General features: G+C 53.9%; 20 protein-coding genes. 1 reads left to right on the forward strand and 19 read right to left on the reverse strand.

Annotated features, from left to right (window positions below; genetic code table 11):
- From PKH29_04650 to PKH29_04735, 18 genes are all read right to left on the reverse strand, one after another.
- Positions 1 to 859, reverse strand: an 859-nt coding sequence (locus PKH29_04650) for an EpsG family protein (protein HNX14123.1), incomplete at its 3' end; no start/stop codon positions are given.
- A gap of 25 nt (positions 860 to 884) precedes the next feature.
- Positions 885 to 1,358, reverse strand: a complete 474-nt coding sequence (locus tag PKH29_04655) for a GNAT family N-acetyltransferase (protein ID HNX14124.1) — start codon at positions 1,356 to 1,358, stop codon at positions 885 to 887.
- 1 nt (position 1,359) lies between these two features.
- Positions 1,360 to 2,277 carry a quinolinate synthase NadA gene (gene nadA, locus PKH29_04660; GenBank protein HNX14125.1) on the reverse strand — a complete coding sequence of 306 codons (918 nt, stop codon included), beginning with the start codon at positions 2,275 to 2,277 and terminating at the stop codon, positions 1,360 to 1,362.
- 54 nt (positions 2,278 to 2,331) lie between these two features.
- A complete protein-coding gene (locus PKH29_04665; protein ID HNX14126.1) occupies positions 2,332 to 2,697 on the reverse strand; it encodes a hypothetical protein in 366 nt (121 codons plus the stop codon).
- 163 nt (positions 2,698 to 2,860) lie between these two features.
- Entirely contained in the window at positions 2,861 to 3,358 is a 498-nt protein-coding gene (locus PKH29_04670) for a zinc-ribbon domain-containing protein (protein HNX14127.1), read from the reverse strand.
- An 83-nt stretch (positions 3,359 to 3,441) separates the two neighbouring features.
- A complete protein-coding gene (locus PKH29_04675) occupies positions 3,442 to 3,861 on the reverse strand; it encodes a hypothetical protein (GenBank protein ID HNX14128.1) in 420 nt (139 codons plus the stop codon).
- 154 nt (positions 3,862 to 4,015) lie between these two features.
- The gene (locus PKH29_04680; protein HNX14129.1) at positions 4,016 to 4,972 is read right to left on the reverse strand and encodes an FAD:protein FMN transferase; all 957 of its coding nucleotides are present in this window, start codon (positions 4,970 to 4,972) and stop codon (positions 4,016 to 4,018) included.
- A gap of 43 nt (positions 4,973 to 5,015) precedes the next feature.
- The gene (gene ribF / locus PKH29_04685; GenBank protein ID HNX14130.1) at positions 5,016 to 5,918 is read right to left on the reverse strand and encodes a riboflavin biosynthesis protein RibF; all 903 of its coding nucleotides are present in this window, start codon (positions 5,916 to 5,918) and stop codon (positions 5,016 to 5,018) included.
- Positions 5,915 to 6,793, reverse strand: a complete 879-nt coding sequence (gene truB, locus PKH29_04690) for a tRNA pseudouridine(55) synthase TruB (GenBank protein HNX14131.1) — start codon at positions 6,791 to 6,793, stop codon at positions 5,915 to 5,917. The genes ribF and truB overlap by 4 nt, the downstream gene beginning before the upstream one ends.
- Positions 6,781 to 7,743, reverse strand: coding sequence for a bifunctional oligoribonuclease/PAP phosphatase NrnA (locus PKH29_04695; protein ID HNX14132.1), 963 nt, complete (start codon positions 7,741 to 7,743; stop codon positions 6,781 to 6,783). The genes truB and PKH29_04695 overlap by 13 nt, the downstream gene beginning before the upstream one ends.
- A gap of 18 nt (positions 7,744 to 7,761) precedes the next feature.
- Positions 7,762 to 8,127 (reverse strand): 30S ribosome-binding factor RbfA, encoded by a 366-nt coding sequence (gene rbfA / locus PKH29_04700; protein ID HNX14133.1) that lies wholly within the window; start codon positions 8,125 to 8,127, stop codon positions 7,762 to 7,764.
- Between the two features lie 55 nt (positions 8,128 to 8,182).
- Positions 8,183 to 10,684: a translation initiation factor IF-2 gene (infB, locus tag PKH29_04705; GenBank protein ID HNX14134.1), complete on the reverse strand. Its 2,502-nt coding sequence runs from the start codon at positions 10,682 to 10,684 to the stop codon at positions 8,183 to 8,185.
- Positions 10,685 to 10,694: 10 nt separating this feature from the next.
- Complete coding sequence (locus PKH29_04710; protein HNX14135.1) at positions 10,695 to 11,015, reverse strand: ribosomal L7Ae/L30e/S12e/Gadd45 family protein; 321 nt, start codon at positions 11,013 to 11,015, stop codon at positions 10,695 to 10,697.
- On the reverse strand, positions 11,008 to 11,271 hold the full coding sequence (locus PKH29_04715; GenBank protein ID HNX14136.1) for a YlxR family protein: 264 nt from the start codon (positions 11,269 to 11,271) through the stop codon (positions 11,008 to 11,010). The genes PKH29_04710 and PKH29_04715 overlap by 8 nt, the downstream gene beginning before the upstream one ends.
- 12 nt (positions 11,272 to 11,283) lie before the next feature.
- Positions 11,284 to 12,435, reverse strand: a complete 1,152-nt coding sequence (gene nusA, locus PKH29_04720) for a transcription termination factor NusA (protein ID HNX14137.1) — start codon at positions 12,433 to 12,435, stop codon at positions 11,284 to 11,286.
- A gap of 34 nt (positions 12,436 to 12,469) precedes the next feature.
- Entirely contained in the window at positions 12,470 to 12,949 is a 480-nt protein-coding gene (gene rimP, locus PKH29_04725) for a ribosome maturation factor RimP (protein ID HNX14138.1), read from the reverse strand.
- 313 nt (positions 12,950 to 13,262) lie between these two features.
- The gene (locus PKH29_04730; GenBank protein HNX14139.1) at positions 13,263 to 15,755 is read right to left on the reverse strand and encodes a GH116 family glycosyl hydrolase; all 2,493 of its coding nucleotides are present in this window, start codon (positions 15,753 to 15,755) and stop codon (positions 13,263 to 13,265) included.
- Between the two features lie 94 nt (positions 15,756 to 15,849).
- A complete protein-coding gene (locus tag PKH29_04735; GenBank protein ID HNX14140.1) occupies positions 15,850 to 16,857 on the reverse strand; it encodes a uroporphyrinogen decarboxylase family protein in 1,008 nt (335 codons plus the stop codon).
- A 149-nt stretch (positions 16,858 to 17,006) separates the two neighbouring features.
- Here PKH29_04735 and PKH29_04740 point away from each other — a divergent pair, with 149 nt between their 5' ends.
- On the forward strand, positions 17,007 to 18,092 hold the full coding sequence (locus PKH29_04740) for a uroporphyrinogen decarboxylase family protein (protein HNX14141.1): 1,086 nt from the start codon (positions 17,007 to 17,009) through the stop codon (positions 18,090 to 18,092).
- A 3-nt stretch (positions 18,093 to 18,095) separates the two neighbouring features.
- Here PKH29_04740 and PKH29_04745 read toward each other — a convergent pair whose 3' ends face one another.
- Positions 18,096 to 20,156 carry a lacto-N-biose phosphorylase central domain-containing protein gene (locus tag PKH29_04745; protein HNX14142.1) on the reverse strand — a complete coding sequence of 687 codons (2,061 nt, stop codon included), beginning with the start codon at positions 20,154 to 20,156 and terminating at the stop codon, positions 18,096 to 18,098.
- Positions 20,157 to 20,254: the final 98 nt, after the last annotated feature.

Raw genomic sequence — 20,254 nt, forward strand, 5'->3', positions numbered from 1 at the left:
GATAAACACCGAGACCGTAGCAATAAATTTTAAAAATCAAATCCGCTGTCTTATCTTCATTTTGAGCTTTCCGGTATTTGTAAAACACAAAGGCGATGACCGCGAAAGTAACAAGCCGTTCTGCCGCTGCGATCCAACTGACATCTCCGAAACCGTTGAAGGAGTAATTTTTCCCGAGAGCAAGCGAGATTTTTCCGAGCAATCCGCTGACAAGCGGAATGCTGACCGCAACTCCGGCGGCTGCGCATCCTCCCAAAATCCACCAGATCGCTTTTTGACTCAAAAGCATGACGACCGGGGCCGCAAGCACAATAAAAGAGGCTTTATGGATGAAAAGACAGGCAATTCCGATCGCAAAATACTGCCAATATTTTTTCTCCAGCAAAAAAGGCAGCATCAGCCCTAAAAACACGCAGATCGTCAGCCCCTGCCGAACGCCGGAAAACAGATAAGTCAGATACCAGGTCGGGAAAGCCAGCAGCAGAGCAAAAGTGCGTGCACCCGGGCAGCATTTGACGGCAAACCGGCAAAGCAGCAGCATGGAGCCGGCTCCGATCACGGCCATGAAAGCCCAGAACGGCAGGTTAATCATCTGAAACGCATATTCCAGCAGCTTCCACCCGATTTCAACGTTCCCGTTTTTTGTCCAAAAACTCTCGTCGGGAATGATGCCGCCGGGTGCTTCTTCATAAAGGCGCATATAGGAAAAATAATCGGTGCCCTGCCCGTATCTGAGTACCAAAAACAGCGTCAGCACCAGTGCCGATAAAATGAAAAGGAAATTATAGTCCTTCTTTTTTATAAAGGAAACCGCCGCCGCTGCCAGCAGAAACAGATAGACAATCAGATACGGACTCATCGTCAACTCCCGTTCTTTGGATAATTTATTCGGGCAGGATCAATTCCATCGTCCTTTTTTGCGTCGACATGCCCACTCGCTTATAAAAAGACTTCGCGCCTTCGTTGAACTCCCAGACATTCAACTCGATGTTGTAACAGCCGTTCTTCTCCGCGTAAGCCCTCGCCTCGTCAAACAGCGCCCGGCCGATGCCGCCTCTTCTGTATTCGGGATTTACGCACAAATCATCGATGTACAGACAGCGGTAAGCTTTTCGGACCGCGTATTTCGGCTGCTCCTTGATTTTCGCGATCAAATAACCGGCGATGCCGCCGCTTTCACCCTCGGCGACGAATACCGCATGATCGGTAAGCAGTGACGCAACACCTTCGGCATCGTATTTTCCGCACGAAGCGTCAAACAGGTCGGGTCTGCCCGCTCCGTGCTGTGCCGCGATGATCTTCAAAAGCTCCGCAATTCCGGCGCAGTCGCCTTTATCGGCTTTTCTGATCTTTATCATTTTATTCGCTCAGCCGGATCATCTCGTCGATGCAGTGACGAGCCTTTTTGAGCGTATCGGGATCGAGCGTGATCTCTTCGCCGCCTCTGCCCTCGAGACAATTCAACAGATCGGGCAATGTGGTCGCCTTCATGTTCTCACAGACCATCTTTTTGGAAAGCGTGTAAAACCGTTTATCCGGGCGGTCGTATTGGAGATGTTCGGCAATGCTGTTTTCGGTACCGATGATGAACTCTTTTGCTTCCGATTTGCGCGCAAAATCCATAATGCCCGAAGTTGAGCCGACGTAATCGGCTGCCGCCGCAACCGCCGGAACACATTCGGGATGAACAAGCAGCAGCGCGCCGGGATGGGCGTTCTTTGCTGTTTCGACGTCGCGCACCGTAATCGCGGCATGCACCGGACAACCGCCCTGTAAAAGCTTAAAGTTTTTCTCCGGCAGCTGACCGGCGACAAATTTGCCCAAATTGCAGTCCGGAATGAATAAGATATTCTTATTGTCGATTTTTGAGCAGACCTTTACCGCGCACGATGAAGTGACGCAGACGTCGCAGACGGTTTTTAATTCTGCGGTGGTGTTGATGTAACAGACGACGGTATAGTCGGGAAACTGCGCTTTAACACCTTCGATCAGCTCCCGGTCCATTTGCTCGGCCATCGGACATCCCGCGGTGGGGTTTGCGAGATACACCGTCTTGCCGGGCGAAAGGATTTTAACGGTCTCGGCCATAAACCGAACCCCGCACATGATCACGGTCTCGGCGTCGGTCTTTGCGGCCATGACGCTGAGCTGATAGGAATCGCCGCGGAAATCGGCGACTTCGGTGATTTCACGCCCCTGATAGCTGTGGGCGAGCACGCAGACGTTCTTTTCGGTTTTTAAAGCGCGGATGCGTTCCTGCATCTCATTGACTGTCACTTCTCAAACATCCTCTCCCTCTTATTAAGGGCATTAAACTCCATCCCGAAAAATCTATTTTTCAGGCAGCACCTTCGTGAAACTCATGATGTATTCCTCGTCGGACATGGTGAGTTTATTTCCGTCCTCGGCAAACGCATAGGTATATTCTTTTTTTTCTCCGAGTATGTCGGTCATTTGTATGGTATCTTCGTCGATAACCTCATAGGTGCCGAAATCGAGTTCCGGTTTGCCGCTGAGTTCACCGAGAGAGGTTGTGGCTTTCATGATGCCTTTTCCTTTAAAAATATAATACACGCCGAGCTCGCCGCCGAAGTCATCACTCCATTTACCCAAAAACGGTTTTGTAAGGCTTGAGCATCCGGCCGCCGAAAGCGCGACAAGAAGTACGGCCAGTAAAATCGAAACTTTTCGCTTCATGGTTCAGAAACCTCCTGACAGGATTGAAGTTATTATACCATATTTGCCGTCTGTATACAATTCCGCCCGAAACAAAAACACAGTTATTTGTCGTTATAAACCTGTCAAGCGACGGCAAAGCCGCCGGCTTGGCGTCGGCGGCTTTTTTGATGCATTATTGATATCAGACGGAGGGCTTCATGAAAGAATCGAGAATGTGCAGTTTTCCGATCACGGGAAGCGCTTTTTTCTCGCCTTTTGCGGCATTGACGATGCCGATGATGGCCAGCACGGTAAACGCAAGCCAGAGCAGTCCCAGAACGGTGCTCATAATGCTTCCGAGCTTCCAGGAAATCGCCCAGAAAATCGCGATGAGAATCCACTCGACGATGCTGAATGCGATTTCGGCCAGAAACAGATTGAATCCCTGGACCGTATGGAATCTCGCGAATTTCGATGTTTTCGCAGCGAACATCGGCACGAATACCAACGGGCCGAAATACGCCAAAATCCCCATCGCTTTGTTGTCGGCAGCGTCTTTTGCGTCATCGGTCTGAACCGGCGCGCCGACGGGTGTTCCGACCGGAGCCGCCTGCTGGGCTCCTCCGATTTCAGCACCGCAGACGCCGCAGAATTTTGTTCCCTCGGGGACTTCCGCTCCGCATTTTCCACAGAATGGCATATGTTTTCCTCCCTGAATAAATTTTTATGTAATCCGAAATCAGATCATTGAAAACAATCTGAAAACCGGATTAAACATCAAAGTCAAACCGAGACACGTCCGGCGATCCAATCCTGCAACGTACCGATAAAAGGCAGCCCGAGCGCCGAAAAAATCGTGGCTGCGATGGTCGTGACCGCGATTCCGATCAGCAGCCAGAGCAGATAAGCGCGGGCAAAATTACGTCTGTTTTGGTTGATGCATCCTCCGCATGCCCACACTACCATAAATATGAAGCCGATGACCGGAATAGAAAACAACAGGATGCTTCCCATATAAGATCCGATGCTCATGACCGCATATCGGCTGCCCTTTGGCGGCAGTGTTTCGGTATACGGAGCAATGTAGAGCGGTGAAGTCGTTGTTGAGACGGGCAGCGGCCGAACCTTCGGAGTCCCGCAGGTCGGGCATACCTGAGCGCCGTTTAAAGCAGCGCCGCATCTCTTGCAACTGTCGATTGCCATTTTTTTCATCCACTCCACTGTGTATTTCGCCTATTGCCGGCTCTTTGCTGAGCTGACATGAGTTCGAAATCTCCGCGAGCCGAATCGCCATGGCTTTATTTTATTGCCCTGAGCCTTCTTTGTCAAGGTGTTTTCGGACGCAACCGCAGTTTTTTTAATGAATATAAACCGTTTCGCCGTCCGCAGTGACAAGAATGGCTTTGATTTCGGGGTGGTTTTTCAGGTATTCGGTTGTTTTTTCTTTGCCCATAACGAAAAAGGCGGTCGAGTATGCGTCGGCAGCGGTGTCGTCGGCACAAATTACGGTCACCGAGACAAGCCCGCTTTCGGCAGGCCGGCCGGTATATGGATCGATGATGTGATGATACCAAACGCCGTTCTGTTCAAAATGCCTGATATAGCTGCCCGAAGTCACGACTGCCGTATCCGATACCTGAACCGTATCGAGATAAGCGCTCTCGTCGTCCGGGTCGCGGATGGCCACGTTATATAAGGTGCCGTCCGGCTTTTTCCCGAGGGTGGTCACGTTTCCGCCGAGCGACAAAATCGCGCTCGTTACCCCCATTCCAATCAACAATTCTTTCAGTTTTCCGGCCGCCCAGCCCTTCGCGACGCCGCCGAGGTCCAGCCGCATTCCCGCCGGAATTCTCACTTTCCCGTCCGCGAGTTCGATTCTTTCCCACCCGACATCCTTTGCCGCCGCTGCGAGTTCTTCATCCGACGGCACACGGGGATCCGTCCTGAATCCCCATAGTTCGACGTATTTTCCGACCGTAACGTCGAATGCGCCGCCGGTCTGACTTGAAAACCCGACGCAGCTTGTCAACAGCTGATAGACCTCCGGGCTTACCCCGACAAACTCCCCGGCATGGCTGTTGATGTTTCCGACGTCTCCGGTGTCGACGTCGAGAAGAGTGTCGTATTCGTTGAGCTTTTGTGCCGCGGCTTCGAGCGCCGGACCCGCATTTTTTCCGTATGCCGTCAGTGTTGCGACGGTGTCCATCGCAAACACCGTCAGGGTCTTCGGGCTCTGCCGGATCCCGCACCCGCAGAACCCGGGCAGAAGCAAAATGGCGGCCAAAGCGACCGCCGTTTTTTTTATGATCTTCATTTTGGTAACCGCCTTTACAGATGATGGGACGAAACGTGTACTTTCAAACCGCACCCCGGATTTCCAGCGCTGCCGCGACGTCTTTTTGTATCTGGTCCCGAAGCTTTCCGATATCTTCAAACTTAACTTGCGGCCTTAAATACTTTAAAAACCGCACGCTGACGGTCTTTTTGTAAAGATCGCCCTCAAAACCGATGATATGGGTCTCGGCGGCCTCTTCATTCTGCAGAACCGTCGGCCTTGCGCCGAAATTCGTGACCGCCGGATACTCTTTTCCGCCGAGCGTTACGGAGGATGCGTAGACCCCGCGCAAAAGCGGTTTTACCGGTGCCGTCAGCGGTTGATTGAGGGTCGCGAACCCAAGCCTGCGCCCGAGATTTTTCCCGTTTTCAACCTGTTCCGTCAGCAGAATGTCTCTGCCCAGCATCTTCGCAGCCGATTGCACGTCCCCTTGATTCATCGCCGCGCGGATGCGGCTGGAGCTGATCGGCACGTTGTCGAACAACACCGGTTCCGCCCGAGTATGCGCGACACCGTCTTTGTCGCAGAACCGCGCAAGCAGCTCGCTGTCGCCTTCCCGCCCTTTTCCGAATCGGTAGTTATACCCATAAAAAGCCGCTCTCATCTGCAGCTTGTCTCTCAAAAATTCATAAAAATCCGCCGCGCTCATCGCGGCGAAATCGGCGAAATCCGCAATGACGGCGATTTCAACGCCCAACTGCTCAAAGCAGCCGAGCCGGTCATTCAGTTCGGAAATCAGCTCCGGCGCATCGCCGAAAAACGCGCGGGGATGTTGTGCGAACGTAAAAACAACAGGCAATAATCCGCTTTTCACCGCTGCCGAGATGACCGCCCGGTGCCCTTGATGCACACCGTCGAAAAAGCCCAGCGCAACCGCCGCCGGCTTATCAAGACAGATGTTTTTGGTGTCGGTAATGACTTTCATAAGACGATCTCCGAGGGATTGCAGAATAGTTTCTTCGTACAGCCGATTTGACCGGTGACACAGCAGAGGCCCAAAAAAACACCGTGAAACACCGTATAAAGCCCGTCCGGCTTGTCCGTCTCAAAATCCGCGCCGTTCACAAACCGCCGCAGTTTTTCGCCCGTGAGCTCAAGTTCCGGAAGCGTCTTGAACACTTCCGATATCGGGCGAAGATATCGTGCCTCATCGCCCTCGTTCCGGCACTGCTGAAGCTGTTCCAGCGTCACGCAGTCGGCGAGCGAAAATCCGCAGGCGCGGGTTCTGTTTAACGACGACAGCGCCGCGCCGCAGCCGAGTTTTTGCCCGATATCATGTACCAGCGAGCGCACATACGTCCCTTTGGAGCAGGTGACGCGCAAAAAAAGTCCGCTGCCCTCTTCATAACAAACCAGTTCGCCGACTGTGACTTTTCGGGGGCTCCGCTCGACTTCGCGGCCCTCTCTCGCGAGATCGTAAAGCCGCTGTCCGTGGACTTTTACCGCGGAGTACATCGGAGGCAGCTGTTCTATCTCTCCTCGGAATTCGGGCAGAACCGCTTCTATCTCTTTAACGCCGATATCGCCCGGTTCACAGGACGAGACCGTATTCCCGGTGACGTCGTATGTATCGGTCACAAGTCCCATCCGAATCCCTGCGATATAAACCTTCACAGTGTCCGGGCACAAATCCACCGCGCTTGTCGCACGTCCCAAAAAAAGAGGCAGTACGCCGGTCGCCATCGGATCAAGCGTCCCGCCGTGGCCGATGCGGCGTTCCCGCAAAATGCCGCGGCATTTGGCCACCACGTCAAACGAGGTGAAATCCGTCGGTTTGCTGACGCAGATCAGTCCGTCCATGCCGCCAACTGTTCCTCTGCTTTTGCGATCAGTTTATCGCGGACCTCAATCTGACTCCCGCGGATCGTGCAGCCCGCCGCGCGGGTGTGCCCGCCGCCGCCGAACGCTTTGCAGATCTCCTCGGCGCTGAGTTTTTCGTTGGTCCGAACCGAAATTTTATACACCGCCCGCTGAAGCTGCTTCAACGTGATGCCGCATTCAACGCCCTCGATCTGGCGGGGGATCGAAGCCATCTCGCCGAGGTCGTCGTTGTAAAAACCGGCCTTCTCGCGCATTTTCTGCGTGACGGTGACGACGGCGATTTTGCCGTCGGAGTAATATTTGATGCTGTCCAAAATCATGCGCCACATCTCCATCTCGCTGCGGCTCCTGGTTTCGAACATCTTTCTCGTGATGGTCTCGGTATCGGCTCCGGCTTCGGTCAGCTCGATTGCTGCGGCATGCGCGCCGACGTCGGTGTTGGCATATTTAAAACATCCGGTGTCGGTGGAGACGGCGGTGAAAAGCGCGTCGGCGATGTCCGGCGTGAGTTCGGCGCCAAGCTCTTTCGCCAATTGCAGAATGATGACGCCCGTAGCGGCGGCTTTTGGATCGAGCACCAAAATATCCTCAAAGCGCTCCTGCGCATGGGAGATATGGTGATCAAATGACAAATCGCAGCGGTTATAGTCCGCCCAGAGCTTGCCCCACTGACCGACCGAAGCGGTATCGACCGAAACGACGGTTTCCGGCGTCTCGCAATCCTGCGGCAATCTTAAGGATAAAAAGTCAAATACATGCGGAAATTCACCGGCACATCGAACCTTGGTCTTTTTCCCGAGTCCGTGCAGAATCAAAGCCAGGCCCGCTGCGGAGCCGACGGCGTCGCCGTCCGGATTGACGTGGCAGATGATATGGAAGTTATCCCGCTTTTGTAAATATTCCGCAGCGGTTTTCAGCTCTTCACCCACTTTTACTGCTCCTTTTGGCTATTGCGGTTTTCCGTCTTTTTCGGCCGGGATGTTCAGATCTTTCAGCTTTTTGGCGATTTCTGCGGAGTATTCGATGCTGTCGTCTGCGATGAATTCAAAATGCGGGATCACGCGCAGCCGCAGCCGGGTACCGACCTCGTGACGGATAAAACCGCCCGCGGCTTCAAGCCCTCTCGCCGAAACTTTTGCGACTTTCATACCCTCGATGGCGCTGACGTAAACGCGGCAGGAAGAACCGTCGCCCGACAAATCAACCCGAACGACCGAGAGCATTCCCGAAATGCGCGGGTCCTTGAGCGTCGGGATAACCGAACAGAGCACCCGCTTAATGTCCTCGCTGTTGCGCTGATTGGTAAAAGACATCTATTGTACAATCCTTTCACAGTGCGTAACTGCTGTCTCTTTCGCAGCCGCTGCTTTACTGCTTGATTTCCTCCATGGTGAAGGCCTCGAGGATATCGCCCTCCTTGATATCGGAAAATTTCTCAAGCGAAATGCCGCATTCATACCCTTCCGCGACCTCTTTGACGTCGTCCTTGAAACGGCGCAGTCCCGCCAGTTTATCTTCGGCGACGACGATACCGTCGCGGACGACGCGGATCTGAGCGTTGCGGGTGATTTTGCCTTCGCGCATATAGCTGCCTGCGACCGCTCCGACTCCGGTGATCTTATAGACCTGGCGGACTTCGGCTTTTCCGAGAATGACTTCTTTATATTTGGGCGCGAGCATCCCTTTCATCGCCGCGGTGATCTCGTCGATACAGTCATAGATAATCCGGTAAAGGCGTATATCCACGCCGTAATTTTTGGCGTTTTCCGCTGTGACGGAATCGGGTCGGACATTGAAGCCGACGATGATCGCTCCCGCGGTTCTGGCAAGCATGATGTCGGTTTCGCTGACCGCGCCGACGCCGGAATGGATCACTTTCACGCGCACTTCATCGGTGCCGATCTTCGAAAGAGATTGGCTGACGGCTTCGACTGAGCCGTTGACGTCGGCTTTTACGATGATCGGCAGCTCCTTGACTTCGCCTTCCTTGAGCGAGTCAAACAAGTTGTCGAGTGTGACCTTACGGTATTCGCCGAATTTTTCTTCTTTTTCCTTCGTGCGCCGCTGGTCGACAAGCTCTCTGGCAAGGCGTTCATCCGACACGACGTCAAAATTTTCGCCTGCGGCCGGGACGTCGTCGAGACCGGTGATCTCGACCGGTTCGGACGGGCCTGCGCTCTCGCGTTTGCGGCCTTTATCGTCGCTCATCGTGCGCACGCGGCCGACCGTGTCTCCGGCAACGAGGATATCGCCCGTATGCAGCGTGCCGTTTTGAACAAGCAGCGTCGCAATCGGGCCCATGCCCTTATCCAGACGCGCTTCGATGACCGCGCCCTTTGCGGGACGATTCGGATTGGCCCTGAGGTCTTTGACATCGGCCAGAAGTATTATGGTCTCCAGCAATTCATCTATGCCTTTATGCGTAACGGCAGAGACCAATACACAGGGCGTTTCGCCGCCCCATTCCTCGATCACGAGTTCGTGTTCGGTCAGCTGCTGCTTGATGCGTTCGGGGTTTGCGCCGGGCTTATCCATCTTGTTGATTGCGACAATGATCGAGACGCCGGCGGCTTTTGCGTGGTTGATGGCTTCTACGGTCTGGGGCATGATGCCGTCATCGGCCGCGACGACAAGCACCGCGATATCGGTGATCTTCGCGCCGCGGGCGCGCATTGAAGTAAACGCCTCGTGGCCCGGAGTATCCAGGAAGGTGATCTCCCTGCCGTTGATTTTGACGCGGTAAGCGCCGATATGCTGGGTGATGCCGCCGGCCTCGCCCTCGGCGACCTTGGTCTTGCGAATGGCGTCGAGCAGAGAGGTCTTGCCGTGGTCGACGTGGCCCATGACCACCACGACCGGGCTGCGCAGTTCGAGATCGGCTTCGCTGTCTGCGCTGGTATCCATGATGCGTTCTTCGATTGTCACCACGACCTCGCGCTCAACCTTGGCGTTGAATTCCAACGCGATAATTTCGGCGGTGTCATAGTCGATGATATCGGAAGCCGAGGCAAAAGTCCCGAGTGCAACCAGTTTCTTGACCACTTCGGCTACGTTCTTTTTCAGGCGTGTGGCAAGCTCGCCGACCGAAATTTCGTCCGGCAGCATGATCTTGAGCTGTTGTTTGCGGGCTTTTTCAAGCTGCAAACGACGCAGCTTTTCTGCTTCGGTCTCTTTCTTCGAAAAGACCGGCTTCCCCTGTTGGCGGGATTTTTGGTTGATCTTTTGCTTGTGAGGTTCATATTTGCGCGAATTAATGTTGGCGGGTCCGCTCTGTTCATAGCGGCCGCTGTATTTATCGGCGTCGATCTCCGCGCCCGAACGGGTATCCACCATTCGGATCACGCGCTCCTGAGGCGGCAGGACTACGCGTTCCCTGGGCTTTTTGGGCTCGGTGGGATTCATGTTCGGTTTAAAATCGGCAGGCCGCTGATAACCGACGACTTTTTGTTTTGGCTGTTCCGGCTGCTTCGGCTGAACTTGTCTTACCGGCTCGGCCTTTTTTACCGGTTGAGCGGCTGCCTGAACGGGCGTATGCTGCGCAGCCGGCTGTGCGGGTTTTGCGGCCGCTTCGGCTGCCTTCTGCGCATCAAGTGCGGCCTGGGCGGCTTGCTTTTTGGCCTGCTCTTCCTGCTTTACCGCAGCCGCCGCCATCGCCTCGGCGAAAAACTCCATAAAATTCTTGACGCTGTTGTCCAAAGTGAGCCGGTCGAAAATCAAACTCAGCTCCTCTTCGGTCAGCACCGTGGAGTATTTCTTTCCGTCGTTTCCGTCCGGGTCGATGATCGACAGGAGATCCTTGCTGGTCAGCTCCCTGCCGCTTATCGCAAAATCCTTAGCCGCCTCGTGGATTTTGTATTTTCGTGTGATCATTGAACTCCTCCTATTTGTGGGTATCCGTCAGATAACCCGATATCAGTTTTGCAAATCCCTCGTCTGTTACCGCGGCGACTCCCGTCGGTTTCCCGACTGCTGACGAAAATTGTTCCATCGTCCGCCCGGTCATCACGTGCCTGACGCTTTCCCGACACAAAAATTCGACGTTTGAAAGCGTTTTTGCCGATAGATCCGCAGCAGTCAGCACTAAAACCGCTTTATGCTTTTGGATTGCGTCCTTGACGGTTTCGTAGCCGTACACCAGCCGTCCCGCTTTTTTTGCAAGTCCCATCGTGGTCATTAATTTGTCTTGGTTTTTATCAGCCATTGATCTCCTCTGCCAGCCGGTCGTAAACTTCCTGAGAAATCGAGGTCTTGAGGTTTCTTTCAAGCCGTTTGGTCTTGATCGCCTTTTTCAGGCACTCGGCGCTTTTGCAGACATACGCACCCCGCCCGGAGACCTTACCCTTTTTGTCGAGCAGGATTTCTCCCACGGGGGTCAGCACCACACGCAAAAGCGCGTTTTTATCTTTCATCTCGCCGCAGCCGGTGCACATGCGCTGCGGGATTTTCTTCTCTGCCATAATCTGCCGTTCTTATTTCGATTCATCCGCTCCCGAAGAGGCGAAGAAGTCGTTGTCGAAGTCGAATGCCATATAGCCGGGTTCGTTCGCGCCTTCCTTATCGGAGTGGATGTCAATCTTCCAACCGGTCAGTTTTGCCGCAAGACGGGCGTTTTGGCCGCGGTTGCCGATGGCGAGCGAGAGCTGGTGATCCGGCACGATGGCGCGGCTCAGCTTGTTCTCCTCGTCGATGATCTCGACGTCGATGACCGAAGCGGGGGCAAGCGCCGCGGCGATCATCGAAGACGGCAGCGGCGAATATTTGACGATGTCGATCTTCTCACCGCCGAGTTCGTCGATGATCTGAGCGACGCGGGCGCCTTTGTGGCCGATACAGGCGCCGACCGGATCGATATTGGGGTCGCGGCTGTAAACCGAAATCTTGGTGCGGCTTCCGGCCTCGCGGGCGATTGCTTTGATCTCGACGATGCCGTCGGCGATCTCAAAGACCTCTTTTTCAAACAGACGGCGCACCATGTTCTGATGGGTGCGGGAAATCAAAGCGCGCGGGCCTTTTTCGCTTTCTTTTACGTCTACGACATAGACCTTGATCAACTGACCCGGACGCAGAGTCTCTTCGGGCAGCTGCTCGGTACGCGGCAAAAGCAGCTCGTTGCCGTCGATTTCGACGGTGGCGTTTGACGTCATCGGGTCGATGCGCACGACGCGGGCGGTCACGAGCTCATAACGGTAATTCTGGAATTTTTCGAGCATCTGCTCGCGCTCGACTTCGCGGATTCCCTGCCGGATCACATGCTTTGCGGCCTGCGCGGCGATGCGTCCGAAGTCCTTGGTGTTCAGCGACACATCGACATAGCCGTTCGCCGGGTCGTAGCCCTCGATATTTTTGGCCTCTTCTTCTGTGATCTGCGTGTTTTTATCTTCCACCTGTTCGACGATCGACTTGCGGATATAGACGTTGAATTTCCCCTTTTTCATATCGATGTCGGTGATGGTGTTGTCTTCGCACCCCATGTCGCGGCGCACCGCGATGGCGATGGCATTCTTGATGCGCTCCAGCAGCACGCCGGAGGTGATGCCCTTTTCCTTTTCGAGCAATTTAACCGCTTCAAATATTTCCAAGGTGTCGGGTGTCATGCTCTTTGCGACTGTCTTCTTGTTCATGTCGGTTCATCAGTTCCTTTCGAAAAATCCGATTTCATATTTCAAATGTCCATTTAGTATATGCCGTTTCCTTCAACGGGAATAACTTTTGCCCCCCGATTGTCTCAAGCGTGATCACGTCATCCGAAAAGCCGGATAAAATACCGATAAAATCACGCTTACCGTCGATCGGCCGGATCGTGCGCAATTCGACCTCACGGCCGACGGAGGCGGCAAAATGCTCAGGCAGACGCAGTTTCCGGTCGAGACCCGGCGAGCTTACTTCAAAGCAATAGCTTCCGCTGACGGGATCGGCTTCGTCGATCACGGGATTTGCCAACTCGGTAAATCGATAGCATATTTCGCTGTCGATGCCTTCGGGCCGGTCGATGGTCACGCGCAAAACGAAATTTCCGCCCTCTTTGAGATATTCGACGTCCCAAATCGCGACTTCGCACTGTTTTGCGACCGGTTCCATCAGAAGACGCACCGTCTCCGCGATATTTTTCCCCAAATCCCGCTCGTCTCCTTTCAAAAAATCCCCTTAACAAAAACGAAAGAGCGGGAAGACCCACTCGATGACTTGTCAAGTATAACATATTCTTTCCGCGTTTGCAAGAGGTTTTTTATACTTTATAATAAAAAATTGTAGGGCGCGGCATCCCTGACGCGCCGCGTGGATTTATGCCTGCGGATTGTACTCGCCGCGCGGGGTACGACGTAGGGGCGATTCGCAATCGCCCGAATATTATGTGCCGGCTTTCGGTCAATTACGAATCACCCATAAATCATGTGTCATCTTCGGGCGATTGAGTCGGGTCGTGCCCGATATCGCCCTACACCCAATTTTATCTCACGACGGTCAGCTTTTCTTTTATAACCGCTGTCTCCCCGAACGCATATTCCCCGTCCTTATAAACAGCTTTCAACGCTTTTCCGTCAATGGTTACTTTGCCTCCGGCGAGTTTGGTGCGCAGCTTTTTCAAACGCAGTTCCCCGCCCAAAATCGTGAGTTCCAGCGCTTTCGCGGTGATTTTCACCGTGCCCCACGCCGAATCCACGCTCCAGATGCAGCGAAATTCCGGTAACTCATCAATCGGGTCAAACCCGATCATGCCCTGTGTCATATCGAACGAAAAGCCCGAGATCAGCGGGATAAACGCATAGGTCGCCATCGAGCGGGCGTAGTTGTTGCCGCACTCGATCTCGTTGTAGGGGTTGCGCTTTTTGCCGTCATATTTTTCGCGCACCGCCCGAACCATTTCCAGTGCTTGCTTTTTCAAACCGTGTTTATACAGCAGCCCGGCGGCGGCATATTCAAAGCCGTGCATGGTCTCCTGACAGTAGGGAATCGGAATCGCGGGTTTTTCGGCGCCCTCGGGGAAGGTGCAGATGACGGTGCCGCCCTCGTCGTTCAGCGAATACAGGCGGAACGGGTTGTAAAACTCCCGCACCGAGAATTTGAAGTTGTTTTGATAGAGGTTTTCAAGCGCAATCTGCACATGGCCGGGGTCGAATAATTCCCCGAGTCCGCAGATGTCGGCGTGCCATTGCCCGAGCAGCTGGTCGATCTCGCAGCCGTCGCCGATTTGGTATTTGATCTCCCCTGCTTCGTCGTTCCAATACTGCGCGCGGGCATCCGGGTACGGATCGAGAATATGCTCGTCGTGCAAGTCGATCTTTTGCTGATAATACTTGCCGTTGAACAGCTCTTCGGTCTTTTTCTTTCCACTCTCGTATACCGCAAGATACTCTTTCGCTTTTTCCGGCTCGCCCAGATATTGTGCCATCTCGGCTCCGGCCTTTAAAGCCGCCAGATAAAAACCCTGCAGCCACGACGACGGCCCGAACAGCTCCATATCGAGCGTGTGGTGCTGCCGGCCCTCCAACATCCCGTCCTTATCCAAGTCCCATCGGTCGCGGTTTTCGGGATTCCAAGCATATTCGAGCGATTTTTGGACCTTTGGCCAAAGCCCTCTGAGCCAGTTGTCGTCACCGCAGTGTTTCCAGTCGCGCCAGACTTTGAGCACACCGCCGAACTGCCCGTCGGCGCAGGCGCGGAACATATGGATATTGCCGAGCGGCAGCATCAGCCGGAACTGCATTTCTCCCGTGGGCAACTGGTTATAGGCATAATCCAGATCGCGCACCGACCGCTCGAGTTTCGGAAACAAAAACGGCAGCGCGTAGGCGTAGTTCCAGACATGCGTGCAGCTGCCCTCGCAGCTTCCGACATCGGAAAACACGCCTTCCCAGCCGTAAAATTCTCCGTTTTCGAGCCGCATCACCGTCGGCGATTTTAACACCGACAGCGTCGCGGAAATCGCCTCGAGTATTTCCGCCGGCAGAGTCGAATCGGAGAGGGCCTTTTGAAACTTTTTGCTTTCATCGCGCAGCCGATCCCAATTTTTCAGGCAGTAAGAAGCGCAGTCGGCGGCGCTTGAAAACAATTTCGCGTAATAATTATTCCATTTTGTGTCCCACGGAACGTCGCCTCTGCCGAGCGAGAGCGGTTTCGTGGTTCGGCCGGTTTCGGGGTAGTACCAGCCCATCACAAACCGCACGGTTTTGCGCCCGCCCGGTTTGACAAAAACACGCGCCTCGACTGCGGCGGTGTCGAATTTCCCCGCCGTGTCGTAATTGCGCGGCGGCAAAACCGGTTTTTCGGTCATCTCGCGCCAAAACGTCTCAAGCGCGTCGTTCCAGCCGCCCCGGTAGCGGTAAAGCTGAACTGAAGCGTTTTCGCAGTCGGCCGCGAAACACAGTTCGCCCCCGCCCGTAAGCAGCACGCCTTTTCCGTTTTCAAGCGCCTTGTTCACGCTGTTCTCGGCGGGATTTGCCACGCTGAAACAAACGCCGTATTCGACTTCCGAATCGGTCGTATTATAAATTTCAATCTCGAAAAACGCCGCGGGAATCGAGCTGTCGGCGTCGTTTAACGGAATAAACGGGTTAAACGCGGTCAGATTGACCTGCGCGGGAAAATGCGGATCGGAAAACGCGAGTTCGGCGAACGGGAAATTGCCCTCAAACTCGCAGGACTTGAAATGCGGAAACCCCGCCATGCTCTGGTTTTCGGGACCGGTTCCCCAAAACGGCTCGTCGGTGCGCCCGATGTAATGACCGTACAAATCGCCGTTCAAAACCCGCGCGTCGAGAATCTTTCCGTCTTTGAGTGCTCTCACCGCAAAATGCGAACAGCCGTTGAACGAGCCCTTGGAGGGTTTATTAAATATTTCCCAGTCGATCAGGCGCCCGTTGCCGGCAAGCCCGACGCTTCCGCTGCCGATTCCGCCGAGCGGAAAAGAGACCAACTGTGTATATTCACCGCTGTATTTCATGTTTACCTTTCAACTTTCGCCTCCCGCCATACCAATCCGGCATGGTGTTAAAGGGGAGAGATTCATCAATTTTTATCTCAGGATAATCCCGGTTCTATTGCTCTTGAAACGCTTTCAGCATCGCCACAATGTTTTCGCAGGGCACGTCGCCCGGCACCGCGTGAGTCGGTGACGCAATATAACCGCCGCCCGGCTTCATCACCCGAATGATTCTTTTTACCTCCGCGGTCACTTCCTCGGGGGTTGCGTACGGCAGCAGACGCTGGGTCGAAATCGCGCCCCAAAACGCCAGTTTATCGCCGTATTTTTTCTTGACCGCACCGATGTCATAAATCTCGGGCTGGAAGGTCTGGTGACAGTGCAGCCCGATCTCGATCAAGTCGCCGTATACTTGCTCGATATCGCCGCAGGAGTGCTGGATGACAAACCGCCCGGCCTGCCGAACCCGCCCGTACATTTTCGCCAGACACGGCTTGATAAACTTGCGCCACAGCGCCGGCCCCATGATCAACCCTTTTTGCTGACCCCAGTCGTCTCCGAAATAGACCGCGTCGACCGGGTATTGAAGCACAATATCAATCATTTTCAGGTTAAAATCACAGATCGCCCCGAACAGCGCTTCGGCAAAATCCGGGTCGGTCAGCATATAGGCAAGGCCGTTCTCCATGCCGCACAGCGTCCAATAGCGCTCAAAGGTCGAAAAGCCGATCCCGACAAAGGAAAACCGGTCTCCCGCCTGTTCCGAGGCCCTTTTTGCCGCGGCGTGCATCTTTGCGGCGGCAGCTTCCGGTTCATGCCAGTATTTCATATCCGGCTCGGGAATCACATGGTTTGCCACGACGCCGATATCTTTATCGACGCCGCTTCTGTCCCAGATCACGCCGAAATCATCCTGATAATGTTCGGGTCTGCCCTCCATCAAACGCGGCTCCCCGGCGTATTGATCGCCGAAAATGGTGTCGGGCAGCAGCGCTTTCAATTTCTCCTCACCCATAAAGACGACCATTTTATCATGTTCTTTTTGCGTAAAGTCACAAAAACACGGCACTTTTTCCGTTTCAATATGAGACAATGCCGCGGACACAAGCTCTCTTCCGGTCATATTCAAACCTCCACATCTGTTATCTGGCCGAATTATAACATACGAAACAACCGTTTACAATTTGAATTTTACATTTTTAAATTCCTATTTTCTTTTTCCCGTGTTATAATGATGATCACAAGTTTGACCTCGGAAAGGATTTTATTGATATGACCCGCAGAGAGCGCTTTAACGCCGCCGTCAATCACCGCACGCCCGATCGGGTGCCGCAGGACCTCGCGGGCTGCCCCCAGACCCTGGTGATGACCGAAACGACCACCGATCAGCTTCGTAAACTTTTCAATATCAACGGAAAATATTCCGGAACGGGCCTTTACGACGACCGGATTTTGGAGGCGCTCGGCACCGATACCCGGCTGACCGGCGGTTTTCCGGCTCCGAAAAGCCCGCACAGCAAAAAGACGCCCGACGGCTATGTCGACGAATGGGGTATCCGATACGCCAGCGTCGGCGGACATTTCGAGATCGTCGAAAATCCGCTGCACGACCTTCCGCTCGAACGGGTTAAGGAGTATTATTATCCGTCCGCAGATGATATCGACCGGAGCGTTTTTGACGGTTACGCCGCCCACGCCAAAGATTTATTTGAAAACACCGATTATGCCGTGATCGCCCAGCACCCGTGTTACGGCGTGTTCGAGACGGGCTGCTGGATGTTCGGCTTCGATGACTTTTTATACCGCCTCGCCGCAGAACCCGAGACCGTCGAATGGTTTTTCGACCGCATCTGGCAGTATCAAAAACGCCTGATCGAGCGGTATTATTCGGCCCTCGGCGGCTACATCGACGCCACGACGAGCGGCGACGACTTCGGCACCCAGCGCGGCATGTTCATGTCGGTCGATATGTTCCGCGAAACCATTATGCCGTTCTTTAGCGAGCGCATCCGCTATACCAAAACCTTCACCAAGGCCAAATTCCAACACCACACCTGCGGCTCGGTGTTTCAGCTGATTCCGACGCTGATCGAATGCGGCGTTGAAATTTTGAACCCCATCCAGCCGAACGCCTGGCTGATGGAACCCGAACGGCTCAAAGCCGAATACGGCAAATCCATCTGTTTTTGGGGCGGCGTCGATACACAGGAACTGCTGCCGAACGGCACACCGAAGCAGGTGCGTGAAAAATGCGCCGAACTGCGCGAGCTTTTCAAAGACGGCGGCTATATCCTCTCCCCCGCGCACTGCATTCAGGAGGATGTCCCCGCCGAAAACCTGATTGCCGTTTACAAATAACCGCTACTCGATCACAATCGTTATACTGCTCTTGAGCTCAGGAATCATCACCGTCGTCTCATCCCCCTCCGTCGTAAACGGCAGGGGGATTTTTTCCGGCACGGAATAGACCTTCGACGCCTTTTTTAAAAGGTGTGCTTTGATATTTTGCATCGGAATCGTTTGGGCTAAAAACGACTTTGAAAGATCGAACCGCGATCCGCTGACATTCGTCAAATGCATCACCCAATTCCCGCCCTGTTGTCTCAAACTGACATGCGGGCAGACCGGCGCTTCAACGCGGACCGTGCTTTGACAATCAGAATCGAGCAGGTTTTGCACCATTTTCAGCAGCCAGGGCGAACCGGTCGCCTGAAAAGACGAGAAAATTTCCGGCGCAAAGTAAACGCAGGTCCCCTTTCCGAATTTGTTGATCACAACGGCGGAAAATCCGGACTTTCGGGCCGGATGGGCATGCTGATGATAAACGTGCCGTTCGGCGGTCGCTTCAAAAAGCGGTTCTGTCAAAGAGGCGCCGCTTTCGGCATTTTCATGAAGCGAAACCCGTACCGCTTTGAGATTCGCCTGATGTACCAAAATCGGGTTGTCGGGAATATCGCGGGCAATTTTTTCGGTGATATCCTTGATATCACTGATATAATCAACCGAGAATTCCGATTCCCCTTTTAAATCCACCCCCAGAACGTCAGCCAATAAAAAATTATCCGCCCGGCTTCCGTCATTGCGGTAAAGCCCGACCGGCCCGGAGGCAATCAAAACGCCCCCGCCGTTTACAAAATGCCGGACCGCCTCTGCCGTCTCTTCATCCAGACACGCCGCCCCGGGCAAAATCGCGGTATGATATCTCCCCGCGTTTGCGCAAAAAGTTTTTTCCGAAAGCACGTCGAAATGACGGCCGCTCTCAAGCAGCATTTTCACCGCGCCCGTGAGAGAATTCGAATAACTGTCATTTGAAAACACTTTGCCCCATTGCGACAGTCTGCGGCTTGCCGGCGAGTTGATCACGGCGACGTCGGGCACGCTTTCGGTATTCACGAGCCACGGTTCCAGCGCTTTTACTTTATCGTACGCGCTCTTGATGGATTGCTTTACGCACTGATTCACGCTCGAGGCGAATTCCCCCGAGGGATAGGGCACATGGTTGACCGCACACCCTCCGCCGTTTGCGGTAATCATCGAAACGACGGTCTCCAGGTTCTCTTTGGGCAGAATGCTCCAGTCGCCCCAGCTGCCGAGCTCATAAGGGATGCTCATGATCACCGGCATCCCCCGGGACTGCGCCCATTTCACCCGAATCAGCCCGTCCGTAAAATCCGGCGCGTGAAATTCCGTTGACAAAATGTCGGCTTTGCCGTCCGCCCCGTTTTCCAGACGGGGATTCCCCGAGCCGTTCCATAAAATACGCACGTCCCGCGTCTGCCGGATGGTCTGCGCAAGTCCCTCCAGCAGCCTTGTTCTCGACTCTGTCAGAAATTCGTGAAACTCCCGGAGTTCCTTGGTCCCCCGTTCGAATTGATCCGGGAGCGTATATCCGTATCGTTTTTCGAAACGCTCTTTGCAATAGCGGCAGTGGCAGGTGTCGGGAGAAAAATAAGTGATGTCCAAAAAGATGCCCTGCACCTCATATCGCCGCAGCAGGTCGGCAATCCGCTCCTTCGCGATCCCGAAATACGGGCTGTTCGGGCATAAAATTTTATAATAATCATAGGCGATCACGGGTTTTCCGGCGCCGTCGATCATTCTGTATTCCGGAAAACGTTCGCCGAGTTTATCATCCAGCAAAACGTTGAAATAAGTATAGATCTCCACGCCGTATTTTTTCCCCGCCGCTATGGCCTGTGCAAGGTAATCGCTTTGAACGGCGGTATTCCTTTTCACGAGATCCGAATCATAAAACGCGCAGCCGCAGGCGTCTTTCCCGATAAAAACGAGGGTCTGTATTCCCGCCTCCGCCGATGCGCGGACATATTCCTCCGGGTCGAGCGGGATGGAATCGTGGCATTCGCCCACCTGAAAATCGAGCAGCCCGCAGCGCAAATTCACGCTTTTTCTTTTTTCGGCCATCTTTTTGCCTCCTGTCATTCCGCTTTTTACCGTTGATTCTTTGATTATTATATCGGATTGTGTCTTCAAAAGCAAACCTTTCGATTTGCTATTCCCTC

Source organism: Oscillospiraceae bacterium, from assembly GCA_035353335.1.
Classification (GTDB): domain Bacteria; phylum Bacillota; class Clostridia; order Oscillospirales; family JAKOTC01; genus DAOPZJ01.